Here is a 12,773-nt window from a genome sequence, read left to right on the forward strand (position 1 = left end):
TACTTAACAGAAGATATTTCGCGAGACAGACCATGAGGGGTCGGTCTCTGGCGGAGCGAACGAATGGCTGCATGCAGTCGATGCGCTCGTCGAAGGGGTACTTGAGGCGTGTCCTCTGGATGGCTCGATGATCCAGACGGTGGCGATGAGTGGAGGGGAGGCGCTTGGCGGCGCTCAGCAGCGAGGAATCAGTCGATCATCCAGAACGTTATTTGCTGACCTTCAGGGTTAGGCCGTACTTCTGCAGGATCGGATTGATGGGCTGGAAATATGTCTTGATCTTGTCTCCTCTTGAATTCTGACACTTTCCGTTGCTCATGTGGGTGGCATTTCCGCTCGAGGTGATGCCTTGTGCTTGATTTCCGGACATCCATGGGCCGCCGGAGTCGCCGACCCTGGCACAGGCATCGGTCTCGGTCAGCCCCTTGATCTCATGTCTGGCCTTAGGGTCGTTGGGGTTGTTCACACTGGTCACATTTTTGGCTTTGATCGTTCCACATGTCCATTTTGTCACCAAGCCTGATTTGCAGACCGCGGCACCTACTGCAGCTTCTGTCGACCCTTTGACGGGTATGTTTTCACTCTTTTCCATTTTGTTGACAGATGGCTCACCGGTCCAATGCTTGGTGTCCAGTGTGGAATATGCCATGTCTTCGCCAGGGAAGGAGAACTGCTGGGTTGTCCCTAGATTTTTACCCTCGCGGGTGAAGGCTCGGTCTTTGTCTGCACAATGCCCCGCGGTAATAAAGCCCTCCTGCCCTCCCTTGGTTACGCTAAAGCCGTAGCTACAGGAGTAGCCATTTCCGTTTGCCATTTTGTAGTCGATCTTGTCTCCACCCCTCACCGGGGAGGGCCCGCCGGCATCGGGCTTGGCAATAGCCAGTGGCTCCACATCGTGAGCACTCTCCTGGACCTCTACCCGGCTCAGGTCGGTCACTGCTTTGCGCGCTGCCTCGAGGTTCTCGGCCGGGACGGAGAGCGTGACCATGTTGCGCATGGGGTCCACGGCGGATGAACGCATCATCTGCCCGAGTCGGCGTTCGGCCTGGACCCGGTCGTGAGCAAGCTGGCTTGCTGTTGTGCCGACAATGCGCGGTTTCACCTTTCCCCCGGAGACCATGGTGGCGGCTTTCTCATCGGCCACATTGACCACCAGCTTCCCGTTTTTCTGGTCGATAAAACTTCCAGGGCTCCGATCGCCGAGCTTCTTGGCCATGATCAGCGCCATGCGAGCGTGTGATTCTTGATCGTGAACCCTGTCCATGGCTTCTGATGCGGAGAGCCCATAGATGCGTGATAAATGATCTGCTGCCATATGCTCCAGCGTCAAGGAGGAGTTTTCTTTTTGGTTGTCGACGGGCGAGGCCTGCGCCAAAGACGTTGTCCACCCGGTGGCCATGGTGATAATGGAAACTAAGGCCAATATTCTGCATGCAGAAGGCCGCTTTCTATATGTGGCATTTGCCGTGGGTGTGGGGTGGTTGAGGGCAATTTTGTTCGAATGTGTCGAATCTGCCGAATGGCTCTGATGAATCATGCTTGCACAGTACAGGATGCATGCTGCATATATTCTGGAGGTGCTCATGTTCTCTGCGGAATCAAAAATCTCTTAGACCAGTAATGATGGGCAATTCTCTGGTAAAAATCAGCTTATTTACGCGCCCTTCCCAGGGGGTTGTCGGAATTGCGTAAGCCTTTTCTTGTGGGAAATAAATTTATATGCCCAGGATGGCGTCTTTTAATTTTTTGTCAATAAAATGCCAAATGCACCTTTGGTTGGCATGGTGAACCTGTGTGGTGGTGAGGTCTGTTGCCTATGGCACTTCTCGGGTGATGTCCGGTGCCGCAGACTTCGGCCGTGTGGGCACGCGAAAGGCGCGCCTGCCCGAGAATCTTCGGGACCGAAGTCCGTTCTCGGGCAGGCGCGCCCAGGCGTCTGAAGTTGGTGGCTGCTTACTTCGTGGGTGCAGACCCGATGGAGACGCTGCCTCCGCTGGAGGTGATCTCCACGCGCTTCAGGTCGCGCACGGCGGCGCGAGAGGCCTCAAGGTCCTCTTCGGCGACATCGATCACGACCATGGCTCGTGAAGCGTCGACAGAGGCGGAGGTCAACTTGTTTCCTAGGCGTTTCTCGGCCTCTGCCCGGATGCCTTCGAGTCCGGACGCTGTGACGCCGACGACATGCACCTCGACCTTGCATCCTCTGATCTTGGAAGCCGTCTTCTTGTCCGAGACGTTCACGATGAGCTTGCCGCGTTTCTGGTCAATGAAGGTGCCGGTGATGCGGTCACCGAACTTCTTCTGGAAACGCTGCGCATTGGCGGTGTGCTTCGGCTGGGCGCGAACGCGGCTGAGCGCCTCCTTGAACGAAAGCCCGTAGGTCTTGGCGAGGTACTCCGCCGACAGGCGCTCGATCATCGAGATCTCGCCAGGCGCGTACGTGGAAGCACCCTGCGTGCTGATGTTTCCCGCAGGTGCGGTTGTCGCGGCGTAGGAGGCGGTGGGTGCCACCGCGAGAGCGATCGCGGGGGCCACCGCGACGGCCGCCACGAGCTTGGTCAGCCGTTGCCGACGTGGAGGGGCGGCAACGGCATCTGGGGCTTGGTTGGTGCCCTGGATCTCCGTCTTGCAGGAAGCATCTTTGGTGAAAAACGCCCTCAAGAAAATAGGAAACATGTACGGAGCGTAGCGAACTCATCCTGAAAGAATGCTGTGAGGGCTGTTCCTCGGTCGGGCCTTCTGGTTCCGAAGAGGTAGTAACAGGCAGGATGGCAGAATGCCACGCGTCTTCCGATTGGGGCCCGGCCAACTGGGCCCACAGCAGCACAGCGCCATCAGCTGTGGGGCTGCCTGTCTGCTCATCGCGCGGATGCTACGAGATGCGCGCTACGCAGCCTGGATCATCGACGGAAGCCCCGGCGATCGACGAACTCCGGACGAGCGATTCGCTGATGCGGAGAAACGCACCATGTGGCGCACCAACTCGGTCTGGAGCTATCCGGACCGGACGCAGATGCCCTGGCCGAGGCAGCTCGGGACACCACCTTGGGGGGCTCTTGCAGAATTGGAGGCCCGTAGCTCCGACGTCGGTTCTTCTTACCGAGTGATCACGACCAGAGCTATGCGGAGCGCTGAACGGGAACAGGTATTCGACCGTGTCATCTCTCGGATCCGGCCAGGCGCACCTGTGCTGATGTACATCGGGCAGGACCTGCTGCCCCGACACGTATGCCTGCTCTTCGCCAACCCGGGAAGCCGCACGGTCCTGCTTTACGAGCCTTCCGCCGGCACCGTGGATTTTCCGCAGCGTGAGCGATTCATCAATGCGAAATTAGGGCTTGGGGGGTGGAACAAGCCATGGTTCCTCATCGCTCCTGACGCCGCTGCGGAGCCCAACAGTGCAGTGGCTCGGTCACAGCTGCTGATCCCTGTTCTTCGGACCGCGTCCGAAGGCGGGCTGATGCGTGAGTACATCGCCGACCCGCATCCAGCTCGGAAAAAGGTATGAGCCGCGCCCACACAGGCGCGGCCCATACCCCTCCTCGAGATCAGTTCTGCGGAGGCGCCAAGACGGCGTCACGTACGGCGAAGGTATCGGCAGTCAAGTAAGTTGCCTCAGCGATGCGACCAGCAGCGAACAGATCCGACTCCGCGACCTGCAGCTGGCGTACTGTTTCAGCCGGACCGGCGAAGGACACCGAAGTCACCACGGCCTTCATCCCCACCTTGGCATCCGACTTGGCCTTGCGTATCCCGCTGAGCGCCGATCCCATCGAGCTGAGCAGCGAAGCCTCGCCCTCGTCTCCGGCCGCGAGGCCAGGCTCCTGGGTCGAAGGCCACTCGGCACGGTGCACCGACCCCGGGCGCCACCAGCTCCAGACCTCTTCGGCCGCATAGGGCAGGAAAGGTGCCAACAGGCGCAGCAGGACGTCGAGCGCGATGCGCAGAGCTGCTTGGGCCGATGCTGCAGCCTCCTCACCTTGCCCGCCATGGGCGCGGTCCTTGACGAGCTCGATGTAGTCATCGCAGAAGGTCCAGAAGAAGGTCTCGGTGTCCTCCAGAGCGCGGGTGTGGTCATAGGACTCGAAACCCTTGGTCGCTTTGTCGACGACCTGGGCCAAGGCGGACAGCATGGCACGGTCGAGCGGCTGGGTGACCAAAGCAGCCAGATCGCTGTCGTCCGCGGCAGGCTCGCCGAAGCCGAGAACGAACTTGCTTGCGTTGAGGACCTTGATCGCCAGGCGACGCCCTACCTTCATCTGGCCCGTGTCGAAGGCGGCATCGGTGCCCAGCCTCGCCGAGCACGCCCAGTAGCGCACAGCATCAGATCCATGCTGTTGCAACAGGCCCTCAGGCGTCTCCGCATTGCCCTTGGACTTGGACATCTTCTTCCGGTCAGGGTCCAGGATCCACCCGCTGATCGCGGCATGCTTCCACGGCAGCGAGTTCTGCAGATGATGCGCTCGGACCACGGTGGAGAACAGCCAGGTGCGGATGATGTCCTGCCCCTGGGGTCGCAGGTCCATGGGGAACAGCTTCCCGGAGAGCTCCTGGTCGGCACCCGCTCCCGTGCCCCAGCCCGTGGTCAACTGGGGAGAGAGCGACGAGGTCGCCCAGGTGTCCATGACGTCGGGGTCGCAGGTGAAACCGCCGGGGACATCTCGCTGATCGGCGGTGTACCCGGCAGGGGCGTCCGAGGAGGGATCAACCGGGAGCTGATCGATCGAAGGCACGATCGGGGTGTCATAGCGAGGCTCGCCCTGCTCGTCCAGCGGATACCACAACGGGATCGGGATACCGAAGAATCGTTGACGGGAGACGAGCCAGTCACCGTTGAGTCCCCCGACCCAGTTCTCGTACCGAACCCGCATGAAATCGGGATGGAAGGTAAGCTCCTTGCCCCGCTCGATGAGTGCAGCACGCAACTCCTCGTCGCGCCCACCGTTACGGATGTACCACTGGCGACTGGTCACGATCTCCAGCGGTTTCTCACCACGTTCGTAGAAGTTCGCCTTGCGTCGCGTCGGAGTGGGCTCGCCGTCCAAGGCACCGTCCTCGCGGAGCCGGTCGACGATACCGGTCCGGGCCGCGTAGGTGCTCTTGCCCGCGACATGCTCCGCGTAGAAGGCCGAGCCTTCGGTGGAGAGCCAATCGGGAGTCTCCGCGGACAACCGACCGTTACGGGTGATCAGGGAGCGCATCGGCAGCTGAAGCTCACGCCACCACGTGACGTCGGTCAGATCCCCGAAGGTGCAGCACATCGCAATGCCTGCGCCCTTGTCCATCTCGGCACCGGGATGAGCCAGGACAGGGATTTCCACACCGAAGACGGGACTGGTGACGGTGGTGCCGAACAGCGGCTGGTAGCGCTCGTCATCGGGGTGTGCGATGAGCGCCACACAGGCGGGAAGCAGCTCCGGGCGGGTCGTCTCGATGTAGACCGGGCTGCCGTCCGGGCAGGTGAAAGCTACCCGGTGATAATGGCCGGGGTAGTCCCGAGCCTCGAGTTCGGCTTGAGCCACGGCCGTCTGATAAGTCACGTCCCACAGGCCCGGTGCCTCGGACTGGTAAGCCGAGCCAGCGGAGAGATGCTCCAGGAAAGCCTGCTGACTCACCGCCCGGGAGCGGTCGTCGATCGTGCGGTAGCTGATGTCCCAGTCGACGGACAGCCCGAGCCGCCGCCACAGGGCTTCGAAAGTTTTCTCGTCTTCGACAGTGCGCTCATCGCACAGCTCGATGAAGTTGCGTCGGGAAACAGCTTCTTGTTTGGAGGCGTCCTTGACGTCCTTGGCCGACATGTTCCCGCGATACTTGGGCTCGTACCCTTCCACGTAGAGCTGTGAAGCGTCTCCGCGGACGCCGTAGTAGTTCTGCACGCGCTTCTCAGTGGGAAGACCGTTGTCGTCCCACCCCATCGGGTAGAAGACCTCGAGTCCTTGCATTCGCTTGTACCGAGCGATGCAGTCGGTGTGGGTGTAGCTGAAGACATGTCCCACGTGCAGGGAGCCGCTGGCGGTCGGGGGCGGGGTGTCGATGGAGTAGATCCGCTCACGAGGAAGTGCCATCGCCCTGCCCCGGTCGAAGCGATAAGTGCCCTGTTCATGCCATACCGGGACCCATTTGTCCTCGAGTCCGTCTACCGAGGGCTTCTCGGGAACCTGAGGGGGCTGGGGTTTCTGGTCACGGTGGGCAGGCATCGTCATGAGGCGAATCTTCCCAGATGGTGGGGCAGGGGTTCCACTTCGTGTCCTCGGACCAGACACGTAGCCGGGCCCCGTTCGTCCTGCAGGGCGATCTGTCCACCGCTGACACCGCCGCCTAGTAGCGGCCTGATCCGGGACGGACTCCGGGCGAGCCTGGGCATGAAGAATTCTGTCAGCTCTTGTGCGGGATGAATTGTACATCCTTCGTTGAGATTCTTACCTGCCATAACGGCGTGTCGACTCAGGGCAAATGTATCTATTAAGGCGTCCATACTTCGCTAAAAAAAGTCAGAAGAGCGTCAAGTCTCTGGATATATTTCGAGTCCGAACGGAAAGCTGTCTCCTGGTGCCGGGCACGGCACGATCCACGTGATCGGAGATTAAGGAGCGTCATGAAGGATTCAGTATTCCGTGCGCGCAGGCTGGGCGCACTTGTGGCAATCGCAACCTTCGGTATGGCCTTGGCGCCGTCCGGGATCAATGCTGCCGCACCCGACAATGGGCCGGGCAAAGACTCGACGCATATCATCGGTGGAGTCGCCGCGGCTCAGGATGAATTTCCGTTCATGGTCTCTTTGCAGCGGAATGGGCAGCATTTCTGTGGCGGGTCTTTGATCAATCCTGGTGCTGTCCTGACAGCAGCTCACTGTGTCGAGGACATCGCTCCTGCGCCGGTTCCGGAAGAGCCCCCGGCTCCTGCACCTGCACCTCCAGCTCCCACACCGACATCGACGGCTCCCGCACCTACGCCGTCGGCTCCCGCCCCGACCTCGAACTCCGCTCGGAACCAACCCTCGATGACTCTCGACGAGGCCATTGCGAAGACGGATCTGGTCATCGGTCGGACCAAGCTCTCCGACACGTCTCAAGGCGTCGTTCGCAAGATCGCCCGTGAAGGTGAAGCGAAAGAAGCCAAGATTGCGGTCCATCCGAAGTACGGCAAAGAAACCGGCTTCGACATCGCGATCGTCCTTCTCGACCAAGATGTCTCCGGTGTGATGCCGGTTCGCATCCCCACGGGCAACACTGACAGTCTGCTCGCGCCGGGTGCGATGGCCACAGTCGCCGGATGGGGAAACATGGACACCGATCTCTTCCAGTTCCCGGACCGGCTACGCAAGGTGGACGTGCCGATCCTGAGTGATGAGGAATGCCTCACGAACGCCGGGAAGTCCTACAACCCGAAGTCGGACATCTGTGCCGGGCGCAAGGGGAAGGATTCCTGCCAGGGTGATAGCGGCGGTCCATTGATGCGCAAGATTCCAGGCCGTGACGAATACTTCCAGATCGGTGTCGTCTCTTGGGGTGCCGGGTGCGCCGCTCAAGGTGGCCCAGGGTTCTACACCTCGGTGAGCTCCTCCGAGGTCATGGACGGCTTGCGCAGTTCAGCTCGGGCCAAGTCGATCAACCTTCTGCGTTGATCTTTCTCCTTCATCGGTGACATGTCGGAGCGCCACTCTCATCAGGGGCGCTCCGACATGCGTTGACAGGTTCTGCCGCTTGCGACGGCCGGCAGGAAAATATGAGATTGCAGATGCGCGGGCAAAATTTTGACAGTTCCCTTTTCTGGAGACTGCTCGGCTCAAGGAGGAAATATGAACAATTTGAAGCGAAGTGCACGTAAAATGTTTCTGCTCGGCGCTGCGGTTTCCATGGCAGCTGCTTTTGGTCCTACTGCGGCACAGGCTGCTCCGCCTGACAGTCGACCAGGGAGTGACTCCACGAAGATTATTGGCGGATCAGCTGCTTCTAAAGGTGAATTTCCGTTCATGGTTTCACTGCAGGATAAATCGGGGCACTTCTGTGGAGGGTCCTTGTATCGGAGCGCAATGGTCTTGACTGCGGCACATTGCGTCGAGAGCATTGTCGCCGACAGTGAAGACCGGGGCATCCCGGTCAGCGAGGTCAAGGTGGTCGTCGGTCGTACGAGCCACAGTGATACGACCGAGGGAGTCGAGCGCAAGATCAAACTCCGCGAGGTGACCAAGGAACCCAGGATCACCATCCATCCGAACTATAAACTCGAAACAGGATTCGACCTGGCCATCGTTCATCTGGACAAAGCGGTGACCGGCATCAAACCTGTTCGTATCCCCACGAGAGGGACGGATTCCCTCATCGCTCCCGGCTCCGAGGCCACGGTCATCGGATGGGGAAATACGGACACGCTTAACGAGAACTTCCCGGATCGCCTGCGCAGAGTGGATGTTCCGGTGATCTCTCACGAAGAGTGTCTGGCCAACGATCCTCGTGATATCAACATCAATGTCGAAATCTGTGCAGGCCGTAAGGGAAAGGATTCTTGCCAGGGTGACAGTGGCGGACCACTCTTGCGCAAGGTTCCAGGGCGTGACGAGTACATCCAGATCGGCGTCGTCTCCCGCGGTGCAGGATGCGCCGCGCAAGGAGGACCTGGGGTCTACACCTATCTAGGGTCTCAGCTGCTGTGGAGGACGATGGGCTCACTGGGCTGATCCAGGTAGATCACAGACTTCTTCCAACTGGAAGAGGGGTGTCAGCTCCCGAGGAGCTGGCACCCCTTTTCGGACGAGTGACCACGAAATGAGTTCCGAGGGGTGGGCGGAACCATGACCAGGGTCTACCCTTGCCAACGCGACTGCTGCTTGTGGTGATGTCCTCACGCCGCTCGAGCATCAGGCTGTGGCAACTCCACATGCGGCAAACGCCACGCCAGTATTCAACGACGCTCAAGCGTCTGAGAGGACTACTCATCATGCATTTCGTTCCCCTCGCGGCGGCGCTCACCTTGGCAGCTTCACCGTTGTCCGCTGCCGCTCCGGTGGCACACGCAGCCCCTACAGCTCCTGCCGCCGCTCCCGTCGTGGCAGCTTCCTCCGACATGGCCACCATGCAGGAGGTCGTACGACTCACCAACGAGCAGCGCGCCGCCAACGGAGCCGGTCCTGTCGTCTGGAACACCTGCCTGCAGACCTACTCCGAGAAGTGGTCCGACACCATCGCCCGACAGGGCTCGCTGTCCCACCAGCAGATGACCGCGATCATGTCCGGTTGCAAACAGTCCACGGCTTCGGAGAATGTCGCCATGGGCTACCAGTCGTCCAAGGCCGTGGTCGACGGATGGATGAGCTCTCCAGGGCACCGCAAGAACATGCTCAACCCCACCTTCGACCAGATTTCCATCGCCATGACGGCCTCACCCTCGGGCACCAAGTTCTGGGTCATGAACCTGAGTAAAGGCCCGGGGTCCCCGCTGAAGCCCGGCGCACCGGCTGCCCCGCCGAAGCAGGCACCGGTCGCCCCGCCGAAGCAGGCACCGGTCGCCCCGCCGAAGCAGGCACCGGTCGCCCCGCCGAAGCAGAACCCGTCCGACGTCATCGAGATCCCGATCACCCAGGCCGCAGCTGCCAAGGGCATGCCCGGTGACCTTTTCGGTGCTTGGCTGAAGCGTGTTCCCGGATGGTGGGCCGTCGGCTACTGAGCTGAAGACCTGATGCGGTGAGCGGCGGGGGCGTACGACCCGGCTGAAACACCTTGAGACGACCGCCTGCCGTGCACAGCAGGCGGTCGTTCTTTCATTCCACCGTCCGTGCGGGGCACCGGAAGCCCCGTTATCACTGCTTTCCCAGCTTGTATTCCTAGGGTCGGCAGTCATGAACAACGCCATATGGTCTGGTCAAACCGCACTATTCGTGGGTGGGGCAGCTTTCCTTCTCGCTTTCCTGCCGATCGTGATCTGGCAGCATCACCGGTACGGGGACTGGGACCATCGGCGGCTTGTCGGAGCAGCATTGGCTTCGGTCTACGCAGCATCGTTGGTCACCTACACCTTGCTTCCGTTACCGGATCGTGCCGATGTGTGGTGCAGCGCACATTCCAAAGCTCTACAGATGACGCCTTTCCAATTCGTCGAAGACATCAATCTGACAACCAACGGACTGACGTGGCGTCAGTCGGTGAAACATCCCGTGGTTCTACAGGTGATCTTCAACGTGATCTTCTTCATCCCCTGGGGGGTCCTCGCCCGACGCTGGGCAGGGCTGTCACTAGGGATGTCCGTCCTGACTGGTTTCGGGGCCACACTCATGATCGAGACAACCCAGGCCAGCGGACTCTGGGGTATCTACCCCTGCGCCTACCGCCTCGGTGACATCGACGATCTTTTCCTGAACACAGCGGGGGCGGCGATCGGCGCTCTGCTGGCACCAGCCTTCCTGTGGTGGATGCCCTCTGCAGATACCCTCTCGGCGAGCCGGGGCATTCCCCGTCCAGTCACCGTGCGGCGCCGGTACACGGGCATGGCGATAGACATGACCTTGGCGGTGACGGCACTGTCGACATTCCTGTTGATCGGAGGTTTTTCCTGCGATCCCTTCATGTCGTGCACCGGCAGGCAGTACGAGGTGATCGGCCGCGTGGGTGCTTTGATCACCTGGGCCGCGGTGTGGGGGATCCCGGCCTGCCAGGGTTCAGGAGCTTCCTTGGGGCAGCGGATGGCGTGGTTGGAGCCTCGATGGAAAGACCGGAAGACCGGTATGACCGTTCGTGGCACCTTGCTGCGCCGGCTGCTCCGCTCTCTGGCGACTCCATCCTTCTGGGTACTCGGCGTCATGGTCCCGATGATGAGCGGTCTCACTTTGCTGGTGTTCTCGATCGCTCTCGTCGTCGTCCCGCTGAGCAAGACCCGAGGCCTGTCCGGGCTCGTCTCCGGCGCGGTCTATGTCGACTCCCGTGAGATCCCGGAGTACCTGCAAGGACGAACGAGCCGAGGCAACACGGTCTCTCGACGGACATAGAGCCGAGCACATCCGACGCTGACAGAAGGCGGGGTAAACGCCGTGGTCAGCGTCCCCGACCAGGGCGTGGTCTGTCGCTGTACACCCGCCCGGGATTCATGATCCCCTTCGGGTCGAAGACCGCCTTGAGCTGCTGCTGCAGTCCGTAGGACAGGTCTCCGACCTCCCTACGGAGCCAAGGCGCCTTCAAAGCACCGACGCCGTGCTCCCCGGCCAAGGTGCCGCCGAGCGCCAACGCCGACTCGATGAGGTCGTCGAAAGCCAGCCAGGCCTGGTTTGACTGCTCCGGATCGGAAGGATCGAAGAAGATCGCCGGATGCAGGTTCCCGTCGCCGCCATGTCCCGCCATCATGATCTGAAGACCATGCCGTTCGCTGATCTGCTCACCGGCCAGGACCAGATCGGGAAGCCGCCGTACCGGCACGCACATGTCCTCGATGAGGTGAGATCCGTGGGCGACCTGCGCGGTGTTCAACGAACGACGCCCCGCGAGCAGTCGATCGCTCTCGTGGGAATCAGCAGCCGCTTCGATGCTGGTGGCACCATTCCGCTGCAGGATCCGGGCGTACTCGGCGACATCGTCGGCAGCGTGCCCTGGACGGTCGGACTGGACCAGCAAGGCGGCGGCACATCCCTGGGGAAAACCGAAGTCCTGCAAAGCCTGGATCGTGGAGATCGAAGGGCCGTCCAAGAACTCCAACATGCTCGGCCGCGAGGCTGCCAGACGCAGAGCCACGATCGCCGTACTCGCCGCCGACAAGGAGTCGAAAGTCGCCAGGACAGTCAGGGCAGGCTCCGGCGCGGGCACCAACTTGGTGACGACCTTGGTGACGACCCCCAGAGTTCCTTCCGAGCCGACGAACAGCCCGGTCATGTCGAGGCCGGTGACTCCTTTGGCCGTACGTCGCCCGGTGCGCAGGATCTGGCCGTCCGGCAAGACGACCTCCAACCCACGCACGTAGTCGGCGGTCACCCCGTATTTCACGCAGCACATGCCCCCCGCATTCATCGCGATATTCCCGCCCAAGGTGCAGCGGTCGACCGACCCCGGATCCGGCGGGTAGAACAATCCTTTCTCGGATGCGGCCTGTCTCAGCCGCCCGGTGATGACACCGGCACCGACGACAGCGATTCCTTCGACCTCGTCGATCTCCTCGATCGTGTCCAGCCCTTCGGTATTGAGCACCAAGCAGCCTTCAACCGCCGAGGAGGCGTCGGTCAAGGCCGTTCGAGCCCCTTGGGGGACGATCGCGAGCCGATGCGCGTCTGCATATCTGACTGCATCCACCACTTCCTGCACCTTCGTCGCGCACACGACGTCGAAGTCCGTGGGGGCAATGGCGCCGAACGAGTCGTCGACCCCGTACCCAGCTCGACGGACAGGGTCGGCGACATAGCCCGACAGTGCGGTGAGAGACGTGGCGATCATGCTGCCATCCTCTACCTGCCCGACGTGGTTCTCGTCAATGACCAGGTCTCGGCCTATGGCCTCGCTTCTGTCCGTCTTGAACGAGTGGCATTTCCCTCTCGTAGCGTAGAATCTCGTCCATAGGCGTTCGAGCCGTCATCAGCGGCGAGCCTCCGGAAGAACAGCGGCGTCTGTATCTCCTCGTTGACGAAGAGAGTGGGCGTCACTCAGTAGAACCGGACGGGTGGGCCCGTCACAGCCTGTCATGAAAGCGGCTGCACGCCACCGGACGCTGCAGGGAACCGACCACATCGCGGCTCCCACATCGTCCGAGGACTCCGCCCAGGCGGGTGGAGGTGCAGCAAGCGAGGTGGTACCGCGGCCATG

General features: G+C 61.2%; 9 protein-coding genes. 5 read left to right on the forward strand and 4 right to left on the reverse strand.

The window, feature by feature from the left end; translation table 11 throughout:
* Positions 1-208 precede the first annotated feature (208 nt).
* Together DX923_RS06900 and DX923_RS06905 are read right to left on the reverse strand one after the other, a co-directional pair.
* Positions 209-1,537, reverse strand: a complete 1,329-nt coding sequence (locus DX923_RS06900) for a S1 family peptidase (RefSeq protein WP_162872832.1) — start codon at positions 1,535-1,537, stop codon at positions 209-211.
* Between the two features lie 416 nt (positions 1,538-1,953).
* A complete protein-coding gene (locus DX923_RS06905; protein ID WP_116113659.1) occupies positions 1,954-2,676 on the reverse strand; it encodes a hypothetical protein in 723 nt (240 codons plus the stop codon).
* Positions 2,677-2,776: 100 nt separating this feature from the next.
* Here DX923_RS06905 and DX923_RS06910 point away from each other — a divergent pair, with 100 nt between their 5' ends.
* Positions 2,777-3,508, forward strand: coding sequence for a hypothetical protein (locus DX923_RS06910; protein ID WP_116113661.1), 732 nt, complete (start codon positions 2,777-2,779; stop codon positions 3,506-3,508).
* A gap of 40 nt (positions 3,509-3,548) precedes the next feature.
* Here the strand turns inward: DX923_RS06910 and valS are convergent, their stop codons facing one another.
* The gene (gene valS, locus DX923_RS06915) at positions 3,549-6,203 is read right to left on the reverse strand and encodes a valine--tRNA ligase (RefSeq protein ID WP_116113663.1); all 2,655 of its coding nucleotides are present in this window, start codon (positions 6,201-6,203) and stop codon (positions 3,549-3,551) included.
* 392 nt (positions 6,204-6,595) lie between these two features.
* Here valS and DX923_RS06920 point away from each other — a divergent pair, with 392 nt between their 5' ends.
* From DX923_RS06920 to DX923_RS06935, 4 genes are all read left to right on the forward strand, one after another.
* The gene (locus tag DX923_RS06920) at positions 6,596-7,624 is read left to right on the forward strand and encodes a S1 family peptidase (RefSeq protein ID WP_116113665.1); all 1,029 of its coding nucleotides are present in this window, start codon (positions 6,596-6,598) and stop codon (positions 7,622-7,624) included.
* 231 nt (positions 7,625-7,855) lie between these two features.
* A complete protein-coding gene (locus DX923_RS06925) occupies positions 7,856-8,677 on the forward strand; it encodes a S1 family peptidase (protein ID WP_275895852.1) in 822 nt (273 codons plus the stop codon).
* A 260-nt stretch (positions 8,678-8,937) separates the two neighbouring features.
* Positions 8,938-9,663 carry a CAP domain-containing protein gene (locus DX923_RS06930; protein WP_162872833.1) on the forward strand — a complete coding sequence of 242 codons (726 nt, stop codon included), beginning with the start codon at positions 8,938-8,940 and terminating at the stop codon, positions 9,661-9,663.
* A 172-nt stretch (positions 9,664-9,835) separates the two neighbouring features.
* Complete coding sequence (locus tag DX923_RS06935) at positions 9,836-10,978, forward strand: VanZ family protein (RefSeq protein ID WP_116113670.1); 1,143 nt, start codon at positions 9,836-9,838, stop codon at positions 10,976-10,978.
* A 46-nt stretch (positions 10,979-11,024) separates the two neighbouring features.
* On the opposite strand, the gene DX923_RS06940 is transcribed toward DX923_RS06935, so the two are convergent.
* Entirely contained in the window at positions 11,025-12,407 is a 1,383-nt protein-coding gene (locus DX923_RS06940) for an FAD-binding oxidoreductase (RefSeq protein ID WP_116113671.1), read from the reverse strand.
* Positions 12,408-12,773 lie beyond the last annotated feature (366 nt).

Source organism: Austwickia chelonae (assembly GCF_003391095.1).
GTDB lineage: Bacteria > Actinomycetota > Actinomycetes > Actinomycetales > Dermatophilaceae > Austwickia > Austwickia chelonae_A.